The organism is Rhodonellum sp. (assembly GCF_030656585.1).
Lineage (GTDB): Bacteria > Bacteroidota > Bacteroidia > Cytophagales > Cyclobacteriaceae > Rhodonellum > Rhodonellum psychrophilum.
Window position 1 is genome coordinate 12,727 of sequence record NZ_JAUSPP010000046.1, and the last position, 25,371, is coordinate 38,097.

Consider the following 25,371-nt stretch of genomic DNA (forward strand, 5'->3'; position numbering starts at 1 on the left):
ATAAGGATGGAGAATATCCGCTTTGATGCCATTGTAATAGGTTCTGGGATTAGTGGTGGATGGGCCGCCAAAGAACTCTGTGAAAAAGGGCTGAAAACCTTGGTTTTGGAGAGGGGGCCGGAAGTTAGGCACCTCAAAGATTATCCAACGATGAATGCAGCTCCTTGGGAAATGCCCCACAGAAATAGCATTCCCCTGAAGGATAGAATGGAAAATCCGGTCGTCAACAAATGCTACGCATACAAAGAGGACACACAACATTTTTTCGTGAAGGACAAAGAACATCCCTATTTACAGGACAAACCCTTTGACTGGGTCAGGGGATATCAAGTTGGGGGTAAATCCTTAATCTGGGCTAGGCAAACCCAGAGATGGAGCAAATTTGATTTTGAAGGCCCGGCCCGAGACGGGTATGCAGTCGATTGGCCGATTAGGTATGCCGATCTTGCGCCATGGTACAGTCACGTAGAGCGATTTGTCGGGATCAGTGGGAATTATGATGGATTGGAAACGCTTCCCGACGGTGAATTTTTACCGGCTTGGGAAATGAATTGTGTCGAAAAGGAAATCCAAAAAGGCATTACGGAAAATTTTTCAGATCGAGATGTAATCATCGGTCGTTGCGCACATTTGACGGCTCCAAAAAAAATACATTTGGATCAAGGAAGAGGACGATGCATGGCTAGAAATCAATGTTATCGTGGTTGTCCATTTGGAGCATATTTTAGCTCAAATGCATCCACCTTGCCTGCTGCCGAGAAGACTGGAAACCTTACCCTTAGGACTGACGCGGTGGTGCATTCCCTGATTTATGATGATGATAAGGAGAAAGTCAAAGGAGTAAGGGTTGTTGATAGACTTTCTAAGGAAACTTATGAATATTTTGCCCCTATTGTGTTTTTGAACGCCGGTGCTCTGAATACGAATTTGATTCTTATGAATTCAACCTCCAAAAGATTTCCCAATGGTTTGGGAAATGATCATGATCTCTTGGGGAAATATATAGCCTTTCACAATTATAGAGGGTCAATCACCGCCCGAATGCCAGGTTTTGAGGACCGCTATGATTTCGGAAGAAGACCCACAGCAGTCATGATGCCTAATTTCAGAAATGTAGAGAAACAAGAAACAGATTTTCTACGGGGATACATGACTTTTTATACGGCTGGACGTGCAGGTTGGGGAAATAGTCCCAATGCACCTTTTGGAGCAGCATTCAAAGAAGCCAATGCTATCCCAGGCAATTGGGGTGTATATATGATGATGCAAGGGGAAACGATACCCAAAGCATCCAACCAAGTCACTTTAAGTCCAGATAAACTGGATGAATGGGGGATTCCATTGTTAAAAATCGATGTCAGCTATGATGATAATGATGAGAAAATCCTACAGGACTTTTTTGAGCAGGGCGAAGCGATGTTGTCCAAAGCGGGTTGTATAGAGATCAGAAGAAAAGACAGCAAGCAAGCTCCTGGTTTGGATATCCATGAAATGGGAGGTGTACGCATGGGGAAAGACTTGCGTACCTCCATGCTCAACGGACAAAACCAACTTCATTTGGTACCAAATGTCTTCGTGACGGATGGGGCCTGCATGACCTCAACAGGAACCCAAAATCCTTCCCTTACCTATATGGCATTGACCGCAAGGGCTGTTGATTATGCCACAAAGCAATTCTATAAGGGAGAGTTTAAATGAATTTGCATTTTTATTCTTTTCTCCAGTTGCCTTGAAATCCTTAAATCATCTTTTTGTCTAAAAATTGCAATTGAACAAGGGGGATGTTTTTAGTGAAGCTTCCCTGTCTTGATTTTTGGCTGTGGGGCTCTTTTTGCCATCAAACCAAATAGATGCAGACAAAGTGAATGGCGTTGGGATCAAAAGATGGGGATCTGCTTTAACCCGAAGCATGCATTGGTTTTCCTGTTAAGTATTGAAACTGGAAGAAAATCAGACTATTTGAAGAATAAGGTATCGTACGGATATGGCGAAGTCAAAAACTGATTTTTAAGCAATCACAGGATGGAGTTGAATTGGCCTGCTTGACATGGGTTAAAGGGTCCTATTTGATTTTTTTGCTTGTTTTTCTCAATCTAATTCTCCCATAAGGATGTAAGGAATGACCGATTAGGAATTAAGGTTAATGGCTTTGATATTCCGTTTCGGGTTCGACTGCATCCACAGCACCGCTTGGATTGATTTCCCATAATGTCACCAACTTCAGTTCATTGATCAATATTGGATCATATTTGGCAGCAATACGGATATAGTTTTCGGTGAATCCATGCATTTTGCCGTTCTCAATATCCTCTTCAAAAAGGACAGTATAAGTTTGGCCCAGATTTTCATCATAAAACTTCCGCTTCTTTTTCTCGGACAGAATTCTGAGCATTTTAGATCTTTCGTTCCGCTTTTTGATGGGAACGATCCCTTCCATATCGACAGCACGGGTATTGGCCCGCTCCGAATAGGTAAAAACATGGAGATAGGAAATATCCAATTCATTCAGGAAGTTATAGGTTTCTAAGAAAAGTTCATCCGTTTCACCCGGAAACCCAACGATTACATCCACCCCAATACAGCAATGAGGCATCAATGTTTTGATCTTATTAACCCTATCCACATAGAGTTCCCGAAGATATCTCCTACCCATTTTTCTCAGGATTTCATTGCTTCCTGACTGAAGGGGGATGTGGAAATGGGGGACAAATCGCTTGGATTGTGCGACAAATTTGATGATTTCGTTGGTGAGCAGGTTGGGTTCGATGGAAGAAATCCGAAATCGGTTAATTCCCTCGATTTCATCCAATGCTCTTACCAGATCCTCAAAATTCTCTTTTCTTCGACCATCGTGTATGCCAAAATCCCCGATATTCACTCCTGTAAGGACAATTTCTTTTACATCCGTCAAGGCAATTTCCCTCGCAGTTTCAAGGATATTTGAAATAGTATCGCTTCTGCTTTTTCCTCTGGCAAGGGGAATTGTGCAAAAAGCACAACCATAATTACAACCATCCTGGACTTTAAGGAATGTCCTGGTTCGGTCATTGATCGAAAAAGCATTGTTAAATGTGGTGGCTTCCTGGATTTCTGAAGTCAAAACTTTGGTTTCCTGCTCTTTTGCAAATCCGTCCAACAATTCGATCAGCCGAAATTTTTCGGCCGCGCCCAGTACAGCATCCACACCAGGAATTTGGGCAATTTCTTGGGGCTTGAGTTGTGCATAGCAACCAATAATGGCCACATAACCATTTGGCGAGATTTTTTTCGCCTCTTTGACGATCTTTTTACACTTCTTATCGGCATTTTCAGTCACCGAGCAGGTGTTGATGATAAAAATATCAGGGTTTTGATCAAAATCTACTTTTAAATACCCCTTTTGCTCAAACATCCTGCTGATCGAGGAAGTCTCAGAGTAATTCAATTTACATCCCAATGTATAAAACGCTACCTTTTTCAACTCAATTCCTTTTTTATGAAGGTCACAAAGTTAATTATTCTCCTGTATTTTTCAATTTTCTATTTTAGGCTCAAATTGATCGGTTTTTTAGCTGTCTTTATTAAAAATGACGCCTATTTATTAGAATTAATGTAAATATTTTGAAAAAATGCCTTTAAAAAGAGTCTTTATCTTGTAAATTAATAATAATTCCTATTTTTGTGGGTATTAAATCAAACCACATATTGTAGAAAATGGCAACTTTAAGACAAACAGCATTAATGATGGCACAAAACAGGCAACGCGTTCCAGTTGTCCCGCCGTCCAACAAAATCTCTGATTATTATGGTACCAATGTATTCGGTATCAAGCAAATGAAAGAATCTTTGGCACCATCCGTTTTCAAAAAGGTTGTTGAGGCCATCGATAAGGGAAGCAAAATAGATTCAAGTACTGCTGAGGAAATTGGTTCAGCTGTGAAAACATGGGCACTTTCCAAAGGAGTAACACATTATACGCACTGGTTTCAGCCTTTGACTGGTTCCACTGCTGAGAAACATGATTCATTCTTTGATGCTCAGGCTGGAATTGAGAAATTCAAAGGATCTGCTTTGGTCCAACAAGAGCCTGATGCCTCTTCATTCCCGAATGGTGGGATTAGATCCACATTTGAAGCAAGAGGTTATACTGCTTGGGATCCATCTTCCCCAATATTTATTTTCGATAAGACACTTTGTATTCCTACGATATTTGTAGCCTACACTGGCGAAGCTTTGGATTACAAAACGCCATTGTTGAAATCAATGGAAGCCATCAATGATGCTGCTGTTGAAATTTGTCAATTATTTGACAGAAATGTCAGGAAAATCACTCCTTCATTGGGTGTTGAGCAGGAATACTTTGTGATAGACAAAGCACTCTATGCGACAAGACCTGATTTGGTGATGTCCGGAAGAAGTGTTTTTGGACACAATCCTGCAAGAGGACAACAATTGGATGACCATTATTTTGGATCAATTCCAACGAGGGTGAAGGATTTCATGATGGAATTTGAAATCGAGGCGCTTAAATTGGGTATCCCGGTTTCCACAAGACACAATGAAGTAGCTCCAGGGCAGTTTGAAGTTGCGCCATTGTTTGAAGAAATCAATATCGCGACGGACCACAATCAATTGCTGATGGATCTGATGGATAAGGCCGCCGAAAAGCACAACCTGAAAGTCTTATTCCATGAAAAACCCTTTGCCGGAGTCAATGGTAGCGGGAAACACAACAACTGGTCTTTGATCACGGATACCGGGGTCAATCTTTTCCAGCCGAGCAATTCCGCTAGAGAAAATCTTCAATTTCTTACTTTTCTGATCGCTACCGTAAAGGCAGTTTATGACTATGCCGATCTTTTAAGAGCAAGCATTGCCTCAGCGGGTAATGACTTTAGATTGGGCGCCAACGAAGCACCTCCTGCGATCATTTCTGTATTCCTTGGTTCTACGCTTAGTGGAATTTTGGATGAATTGGAGAAAAATGGGAATATCAAAATCGAGAAAGGTGACAATATGTACATGAAACTGGGAATCAGCAAAATCCCGGAAATCATATTGGACAACACAGATAGAAACAGGACTTCTCCTTTTGCCTTTACCGGGAATAAGTTTGAATTCAGGGCTGTAGGATCTCAAGCGAACGTGGCTGGACCGATGACCGTGTTGAACGTAATCGTAGCAGAAACCTTGAAAAATCTTTCCAAGGATATCGAGAAGGAGATGAATGGTGGTAAAGAGAAGAAATTGGCGATTGTCAACGTCTTGAGAAAATACATCAAAGAAAGCAAAAAAGTAAGATTCGAAGGAGATGGTTACTCTGAAGAATGGGAGAAGGAAGCAGAAAAAAGAGGGCTTTCCAACTTGAAAAGCACTCCTTTTGCACTGGATACCTATCTTGATAAAAAATCAGCTGAGGTTTTCATTAAGCACAATGTGCTTTCCAGCATAGAATTGCACGCAAGACATGAAATCATGTTGGAAAATTACATCAAAAAGGTACAGATCGAATCCAGGGTAATGGGAGATCTTTCCTTGAACCATATCATTCCTACGGCCATTTTGTATCAAAATAAATTGATCAAAAATGCAAATGGTTTACAAGGTTTGGGATTGGACAATACTGCTGCCATAGATACCATAAAGGAAATCAGCCGTCATTTAGAATCGGTTAAATCCAATGTCATCGGCATGACTGAAGCTAGAAAGCAATTGAATAAGGAGGAGAATCTTACCAAGCGCGCAAAAGGTTATAGCGTAGAGGTGAAAGATATGTACTTTGAAAAAATCAGGTATGCTGTCGATAAACTTGAGCTTTTGGTGGATGATGAATCCTGGCCACTTGTCAAATATCGCGAGATGTTATTCATCAAATAAATTGAAAGGGCCACCGATTCGGTGGCCCTTTTTTTTGACAATTATTTTCGAGGTGCTTCCATTCTTTTGGAATCCCAAAAAAATATTTGTTTTAAAACGTGTGAAGTTTATGAAAACAAGTATTTTTATGAACGCACATTTCAGAAGGATTTCAAATTAAATTCAATCCTGAAAGGATTCTTTTTTTGAATCTATACCTTAGGATGAGGTTTGAGGTTTGAAAATTGGCCATGTTGGATTAAAAACCATCAAACAGCTTGTTTGATGGTTTTTAATTTTATCAGTTCAATGAAAATAAATTTGGGTAACATTACAGAGAATGGCCAAGAAAAAAATCTCCATTAAGGATATCGCCAAGGAATTGGGGGTTTCCATTACCACAGTTTCCTTTGTAATCAATGGTAAAGCCAAAGAAAAAAGGATTAGCGATGTACTTACCCTAAAAGTTGAGGAATACATCAAGGAAGTAAATTACAAGCCAAGTCATTTGGCCCAAAGCCTGAGATCGGGAAAATCTAAGGTCATTGTATTTATGGTGGAGGATATATCCAATTATTTTTTTTCAACCATAGCCAAATTGATTGAGGAAAAAGCTTATGTAAACGGGTATAAAATCATCTATTGCAGCACCGAAAATAAGCCGGAGAAAGCGAAAGAAATGATTGAAACCTTCAAAAATAGAAATGTGGATGGCTTTATCATTACACCCACTCCCGATTTGGAAGTAACCATTCAGGAGTTGTTGGACGAAGATTTTCCAGTCGTGTTGTTTGACCGATGGCTTCCAGCGGTAGACTGCAACTATGTAATTATTGAAAATGAAATAAGTGCAGCGGAAGCCACTGCGTATTTGATCAAAACAGGCTGTAAGTATGTCGGTTTCGTGACGCTTGACTCCGATCAAAATCAAATGCAGGATAGGTTGAAAGGATATGTGAAAACCATGATTGAAAACGGATTTCAAACCAACATCTTAAAAATGTCCTACGAAGGAGCAATTTCTGAGAGGGAAAGCATTGAGGTCATCCAGAAATTTATCCAAACCTCCCCCAAATTGGATTCGATTTTATTTGCGACAAATTTTTTGGCGCTTAAGGGATTGGCAGCCCTTAAGCAGTTAAATTCACAAATCCCAAGTGATATCTCCATAGTCACCTTTGATGACCACTTTTTCTTCAACCTTTACCAACCAAAAATCACTGCGATAGAACAACCACTGGAACTGATTGCGGAAAAGTTGATGGAAGGGATTCTTCTCCAGTTGAAAAATGACAATGATGAAGCACACACCATGAAAGTGGTCTTGCCTACAAAATTTCATATTCGGGAATCAACGATGAAGATTGAGAAAGATTGAGTGTAAAGGTCTTGATAAGAGAATCAAGATAAATTTTTTTAAAAGGATTGATAATTGTAGGCCTTCACAATGGAACAGATGCCATCAATTCATAACGTAAGGCGCTTGCATTGTTCTGAACGAGAAATGCCGAATTTCTTCTTAAAGCATTGGCGAAGAGCCCTTGTGTCCTTGATCCAACTTGGGAAATGATTCCGGATACATCCAGTTTTGTATATAGAAACCATCACATTCATTTTTTCAAACGAAGATGTCTGATGATTTTATTTTTTTTTATTGAAGAATGTCATCGAATATTTTTTCATTCACCACAGCCACTCCCCCAAGTAAACCGACCTCTTTTCCCAGTTTGTAAAGGGAGAGCTGTGTATTCTCACGGGATTTTGCCATACTGTAGATATTGAGGGCTTGTTGAATGGGTGTAATGAGATATTGCTTTGCTTCTGCAACTGAACCTCCAATGATGATCAGTTCAGGATTGAGCAGTTGGATCAAAATGGATATGCCTCTTCCCAAGTTCAATCCAACTTCAGACAAAATCGTTATTGCCCTCTGATCTCCTGCAAGTGCGGCTTCCACCACCAAAATCGGTTCGATTTCTCCCTGATTTTCTTTTGCCATTCTCCCTAAAATGGATTCAACATCACTCTCAATCGCCTCTTTTGCCATTCGGACAATCGCCGTGCCGGAGGCAACGGACTCAAGACAACCTTTTTTTCCGCAAACGCAGGAAATTTCTCTGGATTCAAAAATGGGGGAGTGGCTGAATTCACCGGCAAATCCAGAAGCTCCCTGGTAAATTTTGCCATCGATAATGATTCCCAAACCGATGCCCCATCCAATAAAAATACCCAATACATTTTTGAAATTGTCGTTATGGCCAAATTTGAATTCGGCCAAGGTCATCGCCCTCGCGTCATTTTCCAAAAACACTTTTCTTCCCAACCTGGATTCAAAACTGTCCACCAGACTTTTTTTACCAAATTTCAGATAAGTATGGTTGACGCCGTGGATGGAATCAATCAAGCCGGGCATGGAAATCCCCACGGCGATTACTTTTTCTTCGGGAAGTTGGGAGCTGGCCAAATGCTGTTGGATAAAATCACATATTTTTTCGAAAGTCTCCTTTTCGTTGTTCAATGTGATTTTCATTGTTTTCGCATCCGTAATGGCCTTATTTGAACTGTCATAAATGGCCGTTCGGATCCTGAATTTGCTGATGTCTACAGAAAGGACATAAAAAGAATCTTCTGCCAACCTATACAGATCGGGTTTTCGCCCCCCCTGAGATTCTGCCCTGCCTTGTTTAATGACCTCGCCAGAAGTCATTAAATCTGCCAAGAGTGAGTTGACTGTCGGAAGGCTAATGCCTACTTCATTGCATATTTCACCCGCGGTATTGCTTCCTTTTGAATAAAGGTTTTTGATAAGTTTGATTTTATTGATGTAGTTTTTGATTTCTACAACACCTTCTTTTTGATCTAAGGATTTTTTCGGGTCAATAAGATTCATACACAAAATTTAATTTTTCAATTACGTGATTTTTTCAAAAAATTCAAAAGGGCTTCATCAAAAAAATAAAAAATGTTAGGAGAAGGTGCTTAAAAATTCAGCCTTAAAAGCATTTGAGAGAGGGTGTTTCTAAAAAGAATCTCCGAAATTCCCCAAATCCATTTTGTTTTGGCAAGGATCGCTTTTTTGGAGGATGTTTATGGAAAAAATATATATTTTTGGAGAAGATTCTAAGGTGTATCAAATACAATATTATGATTGAAAATCAACAGTTGGCTTCTTTTGGTTCAAAAGAAGAATTATTTGACTTTATAAGAGTACTTCTCCAAGAAAAAGGTTTTGAGATCATCCGTGAGGATATGGAAAGGCCATGGGGTGGATTTTTCGCAATCAAGGAAGATCAAATCCTCGCATTCAAGGAAATGTTTTTTGCAGAATTGGATTTGGATGATGCCCAACTCAAACAAAAATTAAGTCCCAAAATATTAATCGTGGGTCCTCACAAAAGACTTTCTTGGCAATACCATCACAGAAGGTCTGAAATCTGGAAGTTGGTGGCAGGAGAAGGAGGAATCGTCAGAAGTGACACAGACCAAGTGGGTTTGGAAAATGATTTGGAAATCGGAGTGCTGATTCGTTTGGCGCAAGGTGAAAGGCACCGTCTTGTAGGGAAAAATTCATGGGGCATCGTTGCAGAAATATGGATGCATACCGATCCAAGCAATCCCTCCAACGAGGAGGATATTGTTCGCGTTGAAGATGACTTTTCAAGAAAGTAAGAGGAAATTAAAAGAGGAGGCAATTTGCCTCCTCTTTTAATTTCCTCCCCTGGATCGATTGGTACTGGTGGTCCTGCTTCCAGTGGTGACTGTCTCGCCCCTTGTGTTGTTGGTAGGGGCAGAAACCCTAGTGTTTGACCTTGTGGGTTGGCTGGCTTGAGTAGAGTTCCTGCTTGAAGAGTTTCCGCTTGTCACTGTCCCGTTATTTCTATTTTGTGTCTGTGGAGCTGTGCTGACCCTTTGATTGCTTCTTGTTTCTCCTTGGACCACTCCAGAGTTTCTTGGCGTTTGTTGGGCTGGCGCAGTTCTGCTTTCTCGCACCGGTGCAGCTTGAGTCCTCACTGCAGGAGTGGATATCCTTTCTTGAGTGGGTTTGCTACTTTGCGCCGCCGATTCTCGAGTCCCGTTGTTCCTTGTAGGGGCTATTTTTCCTTGATTTACCCCTCCCTGACGAGAAACCGCACTTGGCTTTCTATTGGTGTCGATATTCCCTGATTCACTTCGGGTATTCCTGTTTGTAGGAATATTTTGCTGATTACTCGCAGCAGTGTTTGAGGGAATACTTCTCGTCCTTTCTGGTGCTAAAGCGCCATTCGCATTTGCTGTATTGGCTTGGTTTCTAGAAGGCGTTGCTACTGAGTTGTTTATGGAAGTCCCCATAGATTTGGATCTGTACTCTTCGGCCGTAAATGCTCTAGAAGGTTTTGGCTGTGCAGCAGTTACGCTTCGTGAATTATTTACTTCAGGTCTGTACATCGCCACGGAATTATTGCTAACTGTGGTTCTTCCAGCTCTTTCGCTGTTTCTAACTTCGTATACAGGTACAGATTGCCTTGTTACTTTTTCGACTTCTCTCCTGCTTGGTCCAGTCACGTAAGTGGTGTTGTTGTACACATAGGTGTTGTTGATAATGGTAGTACGGTTGTAAATATTCACAACCTGATAACTTGGAACATGGTACCTGTGGAAGTTTCTATGTCTGAATCTTCTTTGGGGAACAAAAACCCAGTGGTTTCTGTGAAAATTGATAGAAACATTTATTCCAATTCCTGGGGCCAAAGGTGACCAACCATAATACCCGCCTCCTGTTCTCCAATTCACCCAAGCTGGTCCCCACTCATAGCCAGGAACCCAGGCCCATCCGTAGAAATCATCCATGAGCCATCTTCCGTAGTGAAACGGTGCCCATCCCCAAGAATAATCGGAAACCCAAGTGTTGCCATAATTGGTCATTGTCCAATATCCATTGGTGGAGTAGGGGTGGAAATTTCGATCCACATTGGGTATCCAAACATATCCGTATGTTTGATCCATTACCCAATCGCCATAAGGACTTAACTCATTATAGAATATTTGAAAATTTACACCGTATGGTTGGGAAGCTTCAGCATTGTTATATTTAGCCATCCCAATTGTGAGCATTAGGAGAAGCCCGAAATTGAGGATTGTCGTCTTTTTCATAATAGTTTTGGTTAAGTATATTAGTTGGTTTTACGGGGGGATTAAAATAAAAGTTTTGATTATTATTGAATTGAAGAATTAAAATAATAAGAAAATCGATTTAGCAAAATATTAATCTTTTTTAGCTTTCAAATAATACCGATTTTATTTGATTTTCGATTAGAATAAGGCAAAAAAAAGGCCCTGAGTTTCTGTCTCAAGGCTTTAAATGGTTCAATGATATGGTTTCGGTCGATTATCTGTCGCCCAAAGAATTAATTTTGAATTTCAAAAGCATTACTTGCCCCTAACTTCCTAAATGAAATTTTAGAATTCAAATGAAGTCAATGAAAAGGTTGCGGTCTTTCACCCACTACCCTTTGGCTTTCAAGGCATCAATTTTCTTTGCGATTTCCTCTGCCTCGGCCATCAATTTATCCGATGCGGTCCTGTCACGTTGCGATTCAAGGTGCGCTTTTCCAAGAATTGTTTTATAGGATTCTTGAAGCTTTTCTAATTCTGATTTTTTCTTAAATAGTCCGAACATGTCTTTTTCTTTTTAAAACCCTAAAAGTCCAGCAGTGTTTAATTTTAATCAAATGGATTGAACTTGATAAGTGGTTCTAGCTCCTTTTCCGGAACCACCTCATCTTCTTCGAAGGTGATGATCTGTTCCAGTCTTCCACTGGTATTGAAATACTTCCAAAGGCCTTCTTTCTTACCGTCAATCATACTTCCCTCTGAAGCCTTCCGTCCATTTTCATGGTAATAGATCCAAGTCCCATCTGCTTTTCCGGATTTGTATTGTCCTTCTGATTCTTTTTTTCCAGTGATATAATAGGTGATCCTTGTTCCATTCCCATCTTTTAAAGTTCCTTTGTCGAGAATTTGACTTCCATCATAACTGTAATAATCACCGACATTCAATAGTCTACCATTGCTCCAAGTTTCCTCCTGAGTCAATTGTTTATTGTCATAAAACAAGCCCCAGATACCATTTTCAAATCCCAGGAAATAACTCCCAACCGATTTTAATTGGCCGCCATCATAGTAATAAAACCATTGTCCGTTTTCTGAACCTAAAATGTATTCCCCTTCTGCTACCAGAATGTTTATTTTGTTGAAATATTTCCAAAGGTCTGTTTTCAAATCATTTTTGTATTCTCCGATGGAAAAAAGCGTTCCGTCCGGAAAGTAATTCTTCCATAAGCCAACTTTCATCCCATTTTCATATTTACCCGTTACTGATATATTTCCATTGGAATGGTGTTCGATGTATTCTCCAACAGGCATGCCCAGGGCATAAGTTTTTCTTTTTGCCAAATTTTGGTTGGGAAAAAACTCTTCCCATGTTCCTACAGGAACGCCATTTTCATATTTTTCAACCCTTGCCAGTCTTTTGTTTTCGTAGTAAAACTTCCATTCTCCCGAACTGTTACCATTGGCATCATAGGATTTTTCCGACTCGACTATTCTTGTCCCCGGAAAATAGGTGATCCACTTGCCTGTTTTTCTGCCCTTTGTGTATTCTCCTTGTTCACCCAACATGTTTTCAAAGGAGTAGCGTTTAAATGGTCCATTTGGAAAATTGTTTTGATACATTACCTCTACTATCAGCTGGCCATTTACGTTGTATTCCATGTATGGACCTTCCAAAATGCCGTTCTTGTAGTTCTCCACTATCGCCAATTGGCCGCTATTATAATAGGTGATCCATCTCCCATCTTTTTTCCCATTGACAAAATCGCCTTCCTTCTTTATTTGTTTAGGATTAAAAAAATCAGGGTTTTCTGCGCGGCCGTAGTATTCCCTGTAAGGACCAACAGGGATACTGTCTTTGAAAATCAATTCCAGTTTTAATGCCCCCGTCACATCATATTCCATGAACGCCCCATTGAGCTTATTGCCTTTGTATTCAGCTTCTACATGCTTATTTTTGTTGGGGTGGTACTTGATGGATTTCCCCTCTCTCAGGCCATTTTGAAAAAACATGGTTTGAATGAGTTGGTTTGTTTTCGGGTTTTCAAATCTCCAAAATCCCTCCATCAATCCATTTTGCATTACCCCAGTTCCCATGAAAGTAGAGTCTGTATTATAGATTGTGACAATTTTGTTTACTTCCTGTCCAAATGAAAGGCTTGATAGTATAACAAAGACAAAAATTCCAAAAATTGATTTCATAAGGTTTTCGTTCAATTCCAGCTCTTAAATACGGAATCCTTAAAGGACAGTTCTAAATTAGGTTAAATTGATTAAATTAGGAAGTCATCCAGAATGATAATCCAATATGGATTCTACTTCTCTCGTCAATATGAAAAGTGTTTTTTGACTACATTTCTCAATTGTTATGAATTTGAAAAGCTGCACATGGTTGAATTCGGAAAGATGAATGGCAACATCGAATACCTGTTCAGGGGCAGGACTTAAGATCAATTGGCTGTAATCCCAAGGACTTGAAGTTTTACTCAAATGAAATTCGGTTGAGATCCGTTCTATCGTTTTTTGATAGCGGATGGCTGTTGTCGGAGCATAATGGAGGAAAATCATCATGCCATGACCAAACCAATTCAATAAACGGATGTTGAAGCCAGTTTGGGGATGAAAATCCCGCAAAATATCCAGAACCTGATAGGGGCATTGAGAAAGCTGATTTCCCTTGCTTATTTTCATCCCTTTCGAATAGGGATGGATAGACTTCAACCGATCAAGGGAAATGAGATTGGCCAGTTCAGAAAATATATTTAAGAAATTTTCTGTCTGAAGGTTGATTTCTTCAAAAACATCTCTGTTTTTCCATAAGTCCAGGTTGATTTCTCTTCGATCGGGCATCCTTCGGGGTTTACCAGTACAACAAGGCTGAAGCCCATGTGAATCCACTTCCAAAGGCTGCCAAGCATACCAAATCCCCTTTTTTCAGTCTGCCTTGTTCCCATGCCTCGCTTAGGGCTATTGGGATGGTTGCTGCGGTTGTATTCCCCAGTTTCATGATATTGTTGAATACTTTTTCGTCGGGCAACTCAAGTTTTTGCTGAATGTAATTGCTTATTCTCAGGTTGGCTTGATGCGTGACCAGAAGGTCAATTTCTGATTTATTCTTATGATTGGTTTGAAGTGCTTCTTCTATCACTTCCTGGAATCTCACTACTGCATGTTTGAAGACCACGTTTCCGTTCATGAACATCTTGAAACTTGGGTTTTCCACGATTTCTGGCGAAAGCCTGACATCTCGGCTGCTTCCTGGGTCTTTCAGGTAAAGTTCTTCGGCAAAATCTCCATCTGCATGCAGATGTGTGGACAATATTCCCGGCTCATCTGACCCGACGGCCTGTAATACCACAGCACCCGCACCATCGGCAAAAATGACTGTGCTGGACCTTCCCGCATCACTTTTGTCCAATGCCGAGGACTGAATCTCCGCGCCAACGACCAAGATGTTTTTGTACATTCCCGTCTTGATGAATTGATCTGCAACTGAAAGTGCATAAATGAATCCTGAACATGCATTTCGGATATCAAGGGCAGGTTTGCCCTGCATACCCAATTCCCTCTGGAGCAATACGCCGTTTCCAGGCACAAAATAATCCGGTGTGATGGTGGCAAATACGATGAAATCAATATCCTTTGCTGTCAATCCAGCACGGTCCAAAGCCATTTTTGAAGCGTTGACAGACATTGAGGTCACGGTGTCAATTCCAGGAGTAAACCACCTTCTTTCTTCTATTCCGGTTCTTTCCACGATCCATTCATTATTGGTGTCAATGATGGTGGAAAGGTATTCGTTGGTGATGATTTGCTCGGGAACATAATGTCCTGCTCCTGTTATTCTGGATCTTTTCATTTGCTGGATGCGTTATTTTGGGTGTTTTTTCAAATCAATTTCAGGTGATAAAGAGGACAAATATCCCAATTCGTATCTGGATAACAAATTAAACGCCTCAAGGGACTGAAAAAAGACAATTTTAAGCTTATTTATTTTAACGGCGAGTTTTAAATCCTCCCCTGGCTTTTCAATTTCCAATACCGCATCAATCCTGCAACGGACATCCAGCTTGGATTTGCGTATTCGTATACTTGTATGGTTTTGGCATCCACACCTTTTGCCTCCAATTCACTTTTGGTATATTTCATGAATTCCGAGATGATTTCTTCTTGTGGAATTCCCTTTTCAAAATAAGGTTTCATCCATCCTGACCAGGTGTCCAAAATATCCTCAAGTGCCTCTAAGTGCTCTTCGGGGTTTTCTACGATTCCATAATGGGTCAAAAAAAGCCTCATCGGTTGGTTCTTCAGAATGAATTGGATCGAGTGTTTCCAGTTTTCAATGTGGATATCCGGCGGGGGGCAAGGAGGGACTACCGGGCCATTGTTGATTTTAACCCCAGCTACATCACCCGTGAAAATATCCCCATCCAATTTCCAAGCGATATGATGGACCGCATGTCCGGGTGTATGAAGTGCTTTCAAAGAAACATCTCCAATATGGATAATCTCCAAATGATCAACAGGCACGAGTAAAGCTTCTGGAATGGGTTCCATTTTCCCCCACAGCCGATCCATATCTTTTCCATAAATGCGTGCAGCGGATTCCCAAAGTTTTTCAGGAGATGCCAAATGTGGCAATCCCAAGGGATGGAGGTGGATTTTTGCTCCCAATTTTGAGAATTGCCAAGCAGCACCTGCATGGTCGAAATGAATATGGGTTAAAAATACATTCTTGATGTCCTGAAGTTGAAACCCCAGCTGTTCAATTCCTTTTTGGAGCTGTGGAAAAGTGCTTTCCGGACCCGTTTCTATCAATATTGGTCCATCACTGGTTTCTATCAAAAAGGAAGCAATGGCTTCTTGGGTATCCAAAAAGCAAAGGTCAATAATGTGGGTTTTTGCCATTATCCAAACAGGGTATAGTTTCCAAATTGATCCATGGGAGACGTTTTTCGCAAGATTTGTGGGCTGTCATTTCCCACATGGTTGACCAAAGGCGAGACTGTGTAGGACATCATTCCATCTGCTGGGTAGGTTTTTAGGATATCCAAAAGAGTGTCTTCAGAGGAATATTTATCCAGCCATTTTTTCTCATCCTCCTTTTTGATAATGACAGGCATTCGGTCATGGACATCAGCCACCAGTCCATTAGGACTGGTGGTGAGAATCAAAAAGGTATGTTGGATAATTCCGTTTTCATTTTCGTATTCTTCCCATAACCCAGCAAATGAAAATAGGCTTTCATCGGCCAGCGTAAATCTGTAGGGAACCCTTATTTTTTTCCCAACTTTTTTCCATTCAAAAAAACCATCTGCGGGAACGAGGCACCTTCTTTTTTCAAAGGAAGATTTGAAGGAGATTTTTTCTGTTATGGTTTCGGCCCTTGCGTTGATGAATTTTTGGGAGACAGGTTTGTTCTTCGAAAATTCAGGGGTTATTCCCCAGTAAAAATGGGAAAACCCCCTTGGACTATCTGAAGTGATTACAGGGACAAGTTGGGTGGGTGCTATATTGTACCTTGGATCAAAAGCTTCCAGCATTTCCGCTTGGTATCTTTCTTCCAATTCCAATTTACTTTTGCTGAGTGAATATCTGCCGCACATGTGGTTGTAAATAATAAAGTTTAAATTACTGATCTCCAGTGATAAATTCAAATGCCCTTTGTTCCGACCAATAAATATCCTGTTGTTTTCTTTGGATGAATCCCACATGTCCGCCATATTTCGGGAATTCCATCCATACATTTTCCAAATTTCTTCCTAGTTTGACAGGAAAGCATTTAGGACTCAAAAACGGATCGTTTTGGGCATTCAGGATGAGTGATGGAAGTTTGATGCCTTCCAAGAAATAAAGTGATGAATTTTGTTCATAATAATCATGGGCGTCATCAAACCCATGAATGGGGCCAGTAAAGAAATCATCAAAATCCCTCAAGGTTTTTATTTTTCTTAGCGTGCCTGTGGAAATTTCTTTTGGGAATAATTGCGCTTTCTTAATTACTTTTTCTTTTAAGGTTTTGAGAAAGCGGTTTGCGTACATGAAATTTTCACGGGAGGATATTTTTTCGCAGGAACTTTCCAAATGGACTGGTGCGGAAATGGCAACACCCTTTCTCAATTTAGGAGACCGTTTTCTTTCTTCCCCTAAATATTTTAAAGTGAGATTGCCCCCGAGGCTAAATCCCACCAAAAAAATCTCATCATAATTTTTTTCTGCATGTTCGATCACCGTATCCAAGTCATAAGTGGCTCCAGAGTGGTAAAAAATAGGTTTAAGATTAATTTCTTCTCCACAACCTCTGAAATTCCAATTCAAGACATCGAATCCTTTTGTGAAAAATTGTCTAGCCATCCCCATCATATAAGGTCTCTGGCTATTTCCTTCCAATCCATGGCTGATGATGACGAGTTTTTGTGAGTTGTTCTTGAGCCAATCCAGATCCAAAAAATCTCCATCAGGAGTGTTAATGCGCTCTCTTTCAAAAGCTAAGGGTTGGATGTTTCTGAACAATCCCGGCACGATGGTTTGCAAATGACCGTTGAAAAGCCATTTGGGATTTTCGTATTCGGTCTTGTTAATCAATGGCATTTTAAAACAAACTGTGGTGAAGTGAACTTTAAGATCATGAAAATACTATTATTAAATTTGAATAAGGATATTTTAAGAACTATTTTTGGACTGCTTAAAATTTGAATAAGGAAAACAAGCTTATGGCCGAAATAATACGAATGCCCAAGATGAGTGACACCATGGAAGAAGGGGTTATCGCTGCGTGGTTGAAGAAAGTTGGAGATGAAGTGAAACCTGGAGATATATTGGCAGAAGTGGAAACCGATAAGGCAACCATGGAGCTGGAATCCTATGATGAGGGTGTGCTCCTTCATATTGGTGTGCAAGAAAAAGATGCGGTGCCCGTCAATGGAGTCATTGCCATCATTGGTGAAAAAGGTGAAAACATAACCGATTTACTGAAGGAAATCGAAGGAGGGGGAAGTCCCTCATCAAAAAAAGAAGATAAAAAAGAGGAGGTTTCTTCCGAGGAGACAAAAGAAGAAGCTCCAAAAGAAAAACCAGAAGCTGCTCCAAAGCCAGCCAAAACTGAAGATGTGGACATCTCGGGCATCAATGCCACGGTGATAACCATGCCCAAGATGAGTGATACCATGACGGAAGGAACTATTTCTTCCTGGCTCAAGAAAGTTGGGGATGAGATCAAATCCGGAGATATACTGGCAGAAGTGGAAACTGACAAGGCTACGATGGAATTGGAATCCTACGAGGATGGTACATTGTTGTACATCGGTGTTGAGGCAGGTGATTCTGTTGAAATTGATGGAGTGATTGCCATCATAGGTGAAAAAGGAGCTGATTTCGAGAAACTTCTTCAGGCTCAAAAATCAAAAAACACTGCATCGGAGGCACCTTCCAAGGAAGTGGCTTCTGAGGAAAAAACCGCTGAAAAACCTGCTGAGCCAAAAGCCAAAGAAAGTACAAAAGATGCTCCAGTTTCCGAAGTAGCGCAACCTTCTTCAGAAAATGGGAGAATTAAAGCTTCCCCCTTAGCCAAAAAAATGGCTTCCGATAAAGGAATTGACATTTCCCTTGTAAAAGGATCCGGTGAAGCAGGAAGGATTGTCATGAGGGACATTGAGACATTTGATCCCGCGAGTATCAAGAAACCTGCTGCTCCAGCTGCTGCAGCAACGTCACAGGGAGCCGCTCCAGTAGCAATTGGACAGGAATCGTTCCGAGAGGAGAAAGTTTCGCAAATGCGAAAAACCATTGCAAAACGACTGGCCGAAAGTAAATTCACCGCGCCGCATTTTTACCTGACCATGGAAATCAACATGGACAAGGCAATAGAGGCGAGAAAAAGCATGAATGAGATTTCCCCAGTAAAAATCTCCTTTAATGACATGGTGATCAAAGCGGCAGCAGCTTCTTTGCGTCAGCATCCAAAAGTCAATACTTCCTGGTTGGGTGATAAAATCAGGTACAACGACCATATCCACATTGGTATGGCGGTAGCTGTAGAAGAAGGCTTGTTGGTTCCTGTTATCAGATTTGCTGACAGTAAGTCATTGTCCCAGATTTCAAATGAAGCCAAATCCTTGGGAGGAAAAGCCAAAAACAAAGAACTTCAACCGAAGGATTGGGAAGGAAATACCTTCACTATTTCCAATCTTGGGATGTTTGGTATAGATGAATTCACTGCGATCGTCAATCCACCAGATGCCTGCATCATGGCTATTGGAGGAATCAAAGAGACCGCCATTGTAAAAGACGGGCAAATTAAAATTGGGAATTTGATGAAAGTCACCTTGTCCTGTGACCATCGGGTAGTGGATGGAGCTGTCGGTTCCGCCTTCCTCCAAACCTTCAAAAGTTTGCTCGAGGATCCCGTTAGAATCCTGATCTAACCAATTGTACAAATGATGTCAAAAAGTCCTGTTTCTGCAGGACTTTTTGCTTGCGTATGGGTTTTGTTATTAAAGAAAAAAATAATTCATTCAACTATGGAAAGATTAAAATCAACCACTGTGGTGGCGATACGACATAATGGTGAAGTAGTGATCGGGGCAGATGGACAAGCCACCTTGGGAAATACAATTGCCAAGAGTACAGTAAACAAAATCAGGAAGCTTCAGGGAGGGAAAATCGTGACAGGTTTTGCCGGTTCCACCGCAGATGCTTTTACTTTATTGGAAAAATTCGAAGAGAAATTGGGTGCCTACGGCAACAATATGAAAAGGGCTGCGGTCGAATTGGCCAAAGAATGGCGCACAGACCGGATGCTGAGTAAATTGGAAGCAATGATGATTGTGGCTGACAGTACCGACATTCTAATCATCTCTGGCACAGGTGATGTGATAGAGCCAGACATGGAAATAGCCACTATCGGTTCAGGAAGCATGTATGCCCAATCTGCGGCAAGAGCAATGAAAAAATTTGCCCCCGAACTCACAGCCGAGCAAATGGTTCGGGAAAGCCTCGGGATAGCTGCTGATGTTTGTATTTATACCAATCATAATCTTGTGGTGGAAAAAGTCACGGGCTAACAGCCTTTTGAGTTTTAAGGAAATAAAAAAACCTTGGGTAAGCCCAAGGTTTTTTTATTTATAGATTCCCTAAACCGAAGCGCTTGTTTTTTGGTTATATCCATATCAAATGAAATCACTATGGAAAAAGCACCAGCAAAGAAGGCCGTGAAGACTGATCTAAAATCAAAAATAATTTCAGGTTATATAAAACATGTTTTGGAAAACGGTAAAGAACCTGTTTCTGTGTTTAAGTTCGCAAAAGACTTGAAGATGAAAGAGGAGGAGTTTTACAATTATTTCACTTCATTCGAGGCGATCAAATCAGCAGTATGGGCGCAGCTTTTTGAAAATACAATTGTCAATATTGAATCCCAAGAAGTTTTCAAAGAATACAGCGCAAGGGAGAAGCTACTGGGTTTCTTGTTCACTTGGGTTGAAGAGCTGAAAAAAAACAGGTCTTATTTGTTGTCCATTTACAAAGACCAAAAGTCAATGGATAAATTTTTACCAATGGAAGTTAAGGTCTTCAAAAGCAAATTCAAGGATTTTGCCAATGAGATCATCTTGGAGGGCAAAGAAACGGAAGAAATTGCCAATAGACCTGTGATCAGTGATCGCTACGATGATGCGCTTTGGTTTCAGGTGTGGTTTGTCTTTCAATTTTGGTTGAAAGATGCTTCACCAGCCTTCGAAAAAACGGATGCCGCTATCGAAAAATCAGTAAACCTTGCTTTCGACCTTATGGGGAAAAGCGCTTTGGACACCTTTATCGATTTTGCAAAATTTTTATATCAGAACAAATAATCAAAGGAATCATGGAGAGTAAGGTGAAAGAGCAGCAGAATATTCCCACATCAAAAGTACAGCGTGCAGCAAAATTTCTGACCACAGGAGCAAAGGTAGGTGGGAATTATGTAAAGCATTATGCTAAAAAAGTTGTCAATCCCTCCCATACCAAGGAAGAACTGCACAACAACAATGCAACCGACATTTACAATTCATTGAGCGAACTCAAAGGCTCTGCCCTGAAAGTTGCCCAAATGATGTCCATGGATAAAAATATCTTGCCTCGGGCATATCAAGATAAATTTACGATGGCGCAATACAGTGCGCCTCCGCTTTCTTTTCCCTTAGTCATAAAGACCTTCCAAAAATACTTTGGTAAAAATCCAGATCAGATGTTTGATACCTTCACCAAGTCGGCCATCAATGCCGCATCCATTGGTCAGGTACACCAGGCAACGAAGGATGGAAAGACCTTTGCGGTCAAAATCCAATATCCTGGCGTCGCAGATTCAGTAAGCTCGGATCTAAAATTGGTCAGGCCATTTGCATTGAGATTGCTCAACATGAATGTGAAGGAGTTGGATCACTACATGGATGAGGTGGAGGAAAAACTTCTCGAAGAAACAGACTATGTGTTGGAAGTTGACCGATCCAGAGAAATTTCTGAGGCCTGTGCACACATAAAAGATCTTGTATTCCCGAAATATTACAGTGACTTGAGCAGTGAAAGGATCATCACCATGGATTGGTTGAATGGTCTTCATATCAAGGAATGGTTGGAGTCGAATCCCACGCAAGAGCAAAAAAACCGAATAGGGCAGGCCTTATGGGATTTTTATCACCATCAAGTCCATAACCTGATGCAGGTACATGCGGATCCCCATCCGGGTAACTTTATCATTCAACCCGATGGAACATTGGGGATAATTGATTTTGGCTGCGTTAAAGTCATTCCGGAGGATTTCTATCATGGATACTTCTCATTGATCAAAAGGGATTTACTGATGAATGAAGAGGAGTTGAATGAGATTTTCTACAACCTTGAGTTTATCAGTGAAAAAGACAACGATGAGGAAAAACTCTATTTTAAGAGTGTTTTTAAGGAAATGATCTCCTTGTTGGGAAAACCTTTTCACGTAGACACCTTTGATTTTTCAGATGACACATATTTTGAAAAAATCTTCCAATTGGGTGATCGGATTTCTAATGAGAAAATGTTTAGAAAGTCGAGGCAAGCAAGGGGTTCACGACATGGCCTTTATATCAATCGTACTTATTTCGGCGTGTACAATCTTCTGAATCAGTTGCAGGCAACTGTGGTCACCACAAAGCCCGATTGGTTGAAATAGTAGTATTCAAAGCATGAAAAAATATAAAATGCTGATTAGATTTAAACCTAATCAGCATTTTTTTATTTCTCATAAGTGATTCTATAAATGCAATTGGCCATATCGTCTGAGACCAAAAGACTTCCATCAGGCATTTCCAAAACATCCACTGGTCTTCCCCAGACTTCCTGGGTTTCGTGATTCAACCATCCCTCAGCGAAAACTGTCTCTTTTTCTACTCCACTGTTGGTGTCTAACGTAATGTTTGTCAGTTGATAACCCACTTTTTTACTTCTGTTCCAAGACCCATGTTTTGCGATGAGGATGGAGTTGCGGTAGGTGTCAGGGAACATTTGGCCAGTATAGAATCGCATTCCTAAAGGGGCGGTATGGGCGCCTAGTTTTGCTTTTGGAGCAGTATAACTTCCCATCGATTTCCCTTTGTTTCCAAACTCCGGGTCCTTCACATCGCCAGCATGCCAATAGGGGTAGCCGAAATGCATGCCTTTTTCTGGAGCAGCATTCAATTCACAGTCCGGAACATCATCGCCCATCATGTCACGGTTGTTCTCCGTAAACCATAATTCACCTGTTTCAGGATGCCAGTCAAAGCCAACTGTATTCCTTACTCCTTTTGCGAAAATTTCTGGTTTTGACTGTGGATCGTTGACATCGATTCGGGTGATAGAAGCAAAAATTTCCTCTTCAGGTTCACAGATATTGCAGGGAGCACCCACAGGCACATATAATTTTCCGTCAGGCCCAAAGGCGATAAATTTCCAGCCATGATGTGCTTTGTCAGGAAATTGATCTGAGACTACTTCATACGTTGGGTTTTCCAGTGAATTGGAAATGTCCTTGAACCGCAATATGCGGCTGACTTCAGCCACATAAAGATCACCATCCTTGAAAGCTACTCCATTTGGCATTCGAAGACCTTCCGCCAAAACGTATTTTTTGTCTGCTTTCCCATCGCCATCCGTGTCTTGGAGCGCATATACTTTGTCTCCCTGCCTGTTGCCAACAAAAACGATCCCTTCATCGCTTCTTGCCAGCGATCTTGCATTGGGCACTTGATCTGCCCAAACGCTGATTTTGAAATTCTCTGGTAAGGTGATCGTTTCAAGTTTTATTTCCCCGGACTTGGTGTTTTGCCCCGAACAAGAAAGGCTTAAAAATAGAGAACTGAGGAAAAACAGAGATCTGAACATGGTGAAAAGGTTTTTATTTGGCCTGTAAGATCAGAAATATCGTTAATTTTTTCCAGTAAATATTTTATGAATGGGAGATTCCGTATTTTTGCACCATGTTATCAATGAACAACCTATCCTATTTTATTGGAGGGAGAGCTTTGTATGAAAATGCCTCTCTGCACATAAAACCAAAAGACAAAATTGGACTTGTCGGCGCCAATGGAACTGGCAAATCCACCTTATTGAAAATAATAAACGGTGATTTTCAACCTTCTTCAGGGGATATCCAAAAAGCCAAAGATTGCACCATTGGATTCTTGAACCAGGATTTACTTTCTTATCTGTCTGAGGACAGTATATTGGATGTGGCTTTAGAGGCCTTTAAAGACACGCTAAAACTTCAGGACGAAATCGATGCAACGCTTAAGTTGATGGAAACCGATTATTCAGAAGAAGTATTGCATAAACTTGCCCATTTGCAGGATCAGTTTGAGGCAAATGAAGGCTACACCATCAAAGCCAAAGCCGAAGAGGTACTGGAAGGAATCGGTTTCAATACAAAAGATTTGAACAGGCCACTGAAGACTTTTTCCGGTGGGTGGAGAATGAGGGTAATGCTGGCGAAGTTGCTTTTGGAAAAGCCAGCATTGTTGATGTTGGATGAACCTACCAACCACTTGGATTTGCCTTCCATCCAATGGGTTGAAAACTATCTGAAGGGATATGAAGGAGCCGTAGTCGTGGTTTCCCACGATCAGGATTTTCTGGACAATTGCATTGATTCGGTGGTGGAAGTCACGAATGAAAGTCTCATACAGTATTCCGGTAACTATTCTTTTTACAAAGAAGAGAAAAAGGAGCGGATGGAAATCCAGCAAAATGCCTATGAAAACCAGCAGCAGATGATCAAGCAAACTGAAAAGTTTATTGAACGCTTCAGGGCAAAGGCTACCAAATCCAATCAAGTTCAATCTCGGGTGAAGGCCTTGGGAAGGCTGGATCGGGTTTCTGAGGTGGTGGACAATAATGTTTCAGTGAATTTCAAATTCAAGTTTTCCCAAAAATCAGGAAGGGACGTTGTTGTTTTGGATCATGTTTCCAAGGCTTATGGAGACCTGGTGATTTTGAAAAACACTACAGTAAGGATAGAAAGAGGAGATAAGATCGCTTTGATCGGTGCCAATGGAAAGGGGAAATCAACACTCTTGAGGATTTTGAGTGGGACAGAACCCGTGGAAGGGAAAAGTGAGCAAGGCTTTAACGTGATCAAGTCATTTTATGCCCAGCATCAGTTGGAGGCTTTGAACATCAACAATGAGATTATCCAGGAAATGGTGCAAGCAGGATCTGACAAGTCAGAGACAGAATTGCGCGGCGTACTAGGCTGTTTCCTTTTTAGTAGCGATGATGTTTTCAAGAAAATAAAAGTCCTTTCCGGTGGGGAAAAATCAAGGGTGGCATTGGCCAAGACTTTGATCTCTGAAGCCAATTTCCTGCTTTTGGATGAGCCAACCAATCACTTGGACATCCAGTCTGTAAATATATTGATTCAGGCGCTGGAGCAGTATGAAGGAACTTTTATCACGGTTTCCCACGATAGACATTTCATCAGGGGAGTTGCCAACAAGATTTGGTACATCGAAAATCATGAGATAAAAGAATATCCAGGAACCTACGATGAGTATGTGGAATGGCAAGCCAAAAATCAGGATAGTGTGGCCGCAAAGGTAAAAAGCGAGCCAAAAGCCAAAGTCGAGAACAAGAAAAAGGATGTTCCTCCTTCCGAAACCAATCAAGCTAAAAAGGACTTAAAAAAAAAGGAGCAGGAATTGACGCTTATTGAAGCGGAGATTCTTCAAATAGAAACCAAAAAGAAGGGATTGGAAGTAGAAATGGCCAGTCCAGAAGTTTTTGCCGATGCGGATAAATTGCAAAAAGCAAATCAAAAATATCTTCAGTTCAAACAAAAAGAAGAAACCTTGAATTTGAAATGGGAATCCTTGGTGGAGGAAATTGGTCTTCTCCAAGAAGTGCTTTCTTAAATCTGCGCGTTGTTTTTCAAATAATGCCAAACTACTTTGTAAAGAGATAGTTTGG

The 25,371-nt window shown here is 40.8% G+C and carries 20 protein-coding genes; 9 read left to right on the forward strand and 11 right to left on the reverse strand.

Annotation, left to right across the window (positions count from 1 at the left end; translation table 11 throughout):
- The first annotated feature begins 6 nt into the window (after positions 1-6).
- Complete coding sequence (locus Q7J63_RS11615) at positions 7-1,698, forward strand: GMC oxidoreductase (protein WP_304886288.1); 1,692 nt, start codon at positions 7-9, stop codon at positions 1,696-1,698.
- 442 nt (positions 1,699-2,140) lie between these two features.
- Here the strand turns inward: Q7J63_RS11615 and mtaB are convergent, their stop codons facing one another.
- Positions 2,141-3,460, reverse strand: coding sequence for a tRNA (N(6)-L-threonylcarbamoyladenosine(37)-C(2))-methylthiotransferase MtaB (gene mtaB / locus Q7J63_RS11620; RefSeq protein ID WP_026333559.1), 1,320 nt, complete (start codon positions 3,458-3,460; stop codon positions 2,141-2,143).
- 233 nt (positions 3,461-3,693) lie between these two features.
- On the opposite strand from mtaB, the gene Q7J63_RS11625 reads away from it, so the two are divergent.
- The gene (locus Q7J63_RS11625) at positions 3,694-5,856 is read left to right on the forward strand and encodes a glutamine synthetase III (RefSeq protein ID WP_026333558.1); all 2,163 of its coding nucleotides are present in this window, start codon (positions 3,694-3,696) and stop codon (positions 5,854-5,856) included.
- Between the two features lie 319 nt (positions 5,857-6,175).
- The gene (locus Q7J63_RS11630) at positions 6,176-7,213 is read left to right on the forward strand and encodes a LacI family DNA-binding transcriptional regulator (protein ID WP_304886291.1); all 1,038 of its coding nucleotides are present in this window, start codon (positions 6,176-6,178) and stop codon (positions 7,211-7,213) included.
- A 273-nt stretch (positions 7,214-7,486) separates the two neighbouring features.
- On the opposite strand, the gene Q7J63_RS11635 is transcribed toward Q7J63_RS11630, so the two are convergent.
- Positions 7,487-8,725, reverse strand: a complete 1,239-nt coding sequence (locus Q7J63_RS11635) for an ROK family protein (protein WP_304886293.1) — start codon at positions 8,723-8,725, stop codon at positions 7,487-7,489.
- Between the two features lie 254 nt (positions 8,726-8,979).
- Between Q7J63_RS11635 and Q7J63_RS11640 the strand changes: the two genes are divergently transcribed.
- Positions 8,980-9,504, forward strand: a complete 525-nt coding sequence (locus Q7J63_RS11640) for a hypothetical protein (RefSeq protein ID WP_019597259.1) — start codon at positions 8,980-8,982, stop codon at positions 9,502-9,504.
- Between the two features lie 36 nt (positions 9,505-9,540).
- Here the strand turns inward: Q7J63_RS11640 and Q7J63_RS11645 are convergent, their stop codons facing one another.
- The 8 genes from Q7J63_RS11645 to Q7J63_RS11680 form a co-directional block, all read right to left on the reverse strand.
- The gene (locus Q7J63_RS11645; protein ID WP_304886296.1) at positions 9,541-10,965 is read right to left on the reverse strand and encodes a DUF6600 domain-containing protein; all 1,425 of its coding nucleotides are present in this window, start codon (positions 10,963-10,965) and stop codon (positions 9,541-9,543) included.
- A gap of 352 nt (positions 10,966-11,317) precedes the next feature.
- Positions 11,318-11,491 (reverse strand): Lacal_2735 family protein, encoded by a 174-nt coding sequence (locus Q7J63_RS11650; protein ID WP_019597257.1) that lies wholly within the window; start codon positions 11,489-11,491, stop codon positions 11,318-11,320.
- 44 nt (positions 11,492-11,535) lie between these two features.
- Positions 11,536-13,125 carry a toxin-antitoxin system YwqK family antitoxin gene (locus Q7J63_RS11655; RefSeq protein ID WP_019597256.1) on the reverse strand — a complete coding sequence of 530 codons (1,590 nt, stop codon included), beginning with the start codon at positions 13,123-13,125 and terminating at the stop codon, positions 11,536-11,538.
- A gap of 84 nt (positions 13,126-13,209) precedes the next feature.
- A complete protein-coding gene (locus Q7J63_RS11660; protein ID WP_304886299.1) occupies positions 13,210-13,773 on the reverse strand; it encodes a hypothetical protein in 564 nt (187 codons plus the stop codon).
- Between the two features lie 10 nt (positions 13,774-13,783).
- On the reverse strand, positions 13,784-14,782 hold the full coding sequence (locus Q7J63_RS11665; protein WP_304886301.1) for a 3-oxoacyl-ACP synthase III family protein: 999 nt from the start codon (positions 14,780-14,782) through the stop codon (positions 13,784-13,786).
- Positions 14,783-14,931: 149 nt separating this feature from the next.
- On the reverse strand, positions 14,932-15,831 hold the full coding sequence (locus tag Q7J63_RS11670; protein WP_304886302.1) for an MBL fold metallo-hydrolase: 900 nt from the start codon (positions 15,829-15,831) through the stop codon (positions 14,932-14,934).
- Entirely contained in the window at positions 15,831-16,529 is a 699-nt protein-coding gene (locus Q7J63_RS11675; RefSeq protein WP_304886304.1) for an SOS response-associated peptidase, read from the reverse strand. The genes Q7J63_RS11670 and Q7J63_RS11675 overlap by 1 nt, the downstream gene beginning before the upstream one ends.
- Before the next feature lie 25 nt (positions 16,530-16,554).
- Positions 16,555-17,514 carry a YheT family hydrolase gene (locus Q7J63_RS11680; RefSeq protein ID WP_304886306.1) on the reverse strand — a complete coding sequence of 320 codons (960 nt, stop codon included), beginning with the start codon at positions 17,512-17,514 and terminating at the stop codon, positions 16,555-16,557.
- Positions 17,515-17,636: 122 nt separating this feature from the next.
- Between Q7J63_RS11680 and Q7J63_RS11685 the strand changes: the two genes are divergently transcribed.
- From Q7J63_RS11685 to Q7J63_RS11700, 4 genes are all read left to right on the forward strand, one after another.
- Positions 17,637-19,346, forward strand: a complete 1,710-nt coding sequence (locus Q7J63_RS11685; RefSeq protein ID WP_304886307.1) for a pyruvate dehydrogenase complex dihydrolipoamide acetyltransferase — start codon at positions 17,637-17,639, stop codon at positions 19,344-19,346.
- Positions 19,347-19,442: 96 nt separating this feature from the next.
- On the forward strand, positions 19,443-19,985 hold the full coding sequence (gene hslV / locus Q7J63_RS11690; RefSeq protein WP_019597249.1) for an ATP-dependent protease subunit HslV: 543 nt from the start codon (positions 19,443-19,445) through the stop codon (positions 19,983-19,985).
- Positions 19,986-20,105: 120 nt separating this feature from the next.
- Positions 20,106-20,771, forward strand: coding sequence for a TetR family transcriptional regulator C-terminal domain-containing protein (locus Q7J63_RS11695; RefSeq protein WP_304886309.1), 666 nt, complete (start codon positions 20,106-20,108; stop codon positions 20,769-20,771).
- Positions 20,772-20,782: 11 nt separating this feature from the next.
- A complete protein-coding gene (locus Q7J63_RS11700) occupies positions 20,783-22,102 on the forward strand; it encodes an AarF/ABC1/UbiB kinase family protein (protein ID WP_304886311.1) in 1,320 nt (439 codons plus the stop codon).
- 62 nt (positions 22,103-22,164) lie between these two features.
- Here the strand turns inward: Q7J63_RS11700 and Q7J63_RS11705 are convergent, their stop codons facing one another.
- Positions 22,165-23,292 (reverse strand): sorbosone dehydrogenase family protein, encoded by a 1,128-nt coding sequence (locus Q7J63_RS11705; RefSeq protein WP_304886313.1) that lies wholly within the window; start codon positions 23,290-23,292, stop codon positions 22,165-22,167.
- A 95-nt stretch (positions 23,293-23,387) separates the two neighbouring features.
- On the opposite strand from Q7J63_RS11705, the gene Q7J63_RS11710 reads away from it, so the two are divergent.
- A complete protein-coding gene (locus Q7J63_RS11710) occupies positions 23,388-25,316 on the forward strand; it encodes an ABC-F family ATP-binding cassette domain-containing protein (RefSeq protein ID WP_026333556.1) in 1,929 nt (642 codons plus the stop codon).
- The last annotated feature ends 55 nt before the right edge of the window (positions 25,317-25,371 follow it).

Excerpts from the sequence above, each read along its gene's own strand:
- Q7J63_RS11680 (WP_304886306.1), bottom strand. The coding sequence starts at position 17,514 with ATGCCATTGATTAACAAGACCGAATACGAAAATCCCAAATGGCTTTTC.
- Q7J63_RS11645 (WP_304886296.1), bottom strand. The coding sequence starts at position 10,965 with ATGAAAAAGACGACAATCCTCAATTTCGGGCTTCTCCTAATGCTCACA.
- Q7J63_RS11695 (WP_304886309.1), top strand. The coding sequence starts at position 20,106 with ATGGAAAAAGCACCAGCAAAGAAGGCCGTGAAGACTGATCTAAAATCA.
- Q7J63_RS11675 (WP_304886304.1), bottom strand. The coding sequence starts at position 16,529 with ATGTGCGGCAGATATTCACTCAGCAAAAGTAAATTGGAATTGGAAGAA.
- hslV (WP_019597249.1), top strand. The coding sequence starts at position 19,443 with ATGGAAAGATTAAAATCAACCACTGTGGTGGCGATACGACATAATGGT.
- Q7J63_RS11710 (WP_026333556.1), top strand. The coding sequence starts at position 23,388 with ATGTTATCAATGAACAACCTATCCTATTTTATTGGAGGGAGAGCTTTG.
- Q7J63_RS11705 (WP_304886313.1), bottom strand. The coding sequence starts at position 23,292 with ATGTTCAGATCTCTGTTTTTCCTCAGTTCTCTATTTTTAAGCCTTTCT.
- Q7J63_RS11630 (WP_304886291.1), top strand. The coding sequence starts at position 6,176 with ATGGCCAAGAAAAAAATCTCCATTAAGGATATCGCCAAGGAATTGGGG.
- Q7J63_RS11685 (WP_304886307.1), top strand. The coding sequence starts at position 17,637 with ATGGCCGAAATAATACGAATGCCCAAGATGAGTGACACCATGGAAGAA.
- Q7J63_RS11655 (WP_019597256.1), bottom strand. The coding sequence starts at position 13,125 with ATGAAATCAATTTTTGGAATTTTTGTCTTTGTTATACTATCAAGCCTT.
- Q7J63_RS11700 (WP_304886311.1), top strand. The coding sequence starts at position 20,783 with ATGGAGAGTAAGGTGAAAGAGCAGCAGAATATTCCCACATCAAAAGTA.
- Q7J63_RS11665 (WP_304886301.1), bottom strand. The coding sequence starts at position 14,782 with ATGAAAAGATCCAGAATAACAGGAGCAGGACATTATGTTCCCGAGCAA.
- Q7J63_RS11650 (WP_019597257.1), bottom strand. The coding sequence starts at position 11,491 with ATGTTCGGACTATTTAAGAAAAAATCAGAATTAGAAAAGCTTCAAGAA.
- Q7J63_RS11670 (WP_304886302.1), bottom strand. The coding sequence starts at position 15,831 with ATGGCAAAAACCCACATTATTGACCTTTGCTTTTTGGATACCCAAGAA.
- Q7J63_RS11615 (WP_304886288.1), top strand. The coding sequence starts at position 7 with ATGGAGAATATCCGCTTTGATGCCATTGTAATAGGTTCTGGGATTAGT.
- Q7J63_RS11635 (WP_304886293.1), bottom strand. The coding sequence starts at position 8,725 with ATGAATCTTATTGACCCGAAAAAATCCTTAGATCAAAAAGAAGGTGTT.
- Q7J63_RS11660 (WP_304886299.1), bottom strand. The coding sequence starts at position 13,773 with ATGCCCGATCGAAGAGAAATCAACCTGGACTTATGGAAAAACAGAGAT.
- Q7J63_RS11625 (WP_026333558.1), top strand. The coding sequence starts at position 3,694 with ATGGCAACTTTAAGACAAACAGCATTAATGATGGCACAAAACAGGCAA.
- Q7J63_RS11640 (WP_019597259.1), top strand. The coding sequence starts at position 8,980 with ATGATTGAAAATCAACAGTTGGCTTCTTTTGGTTCAAAAGAAGAATTA.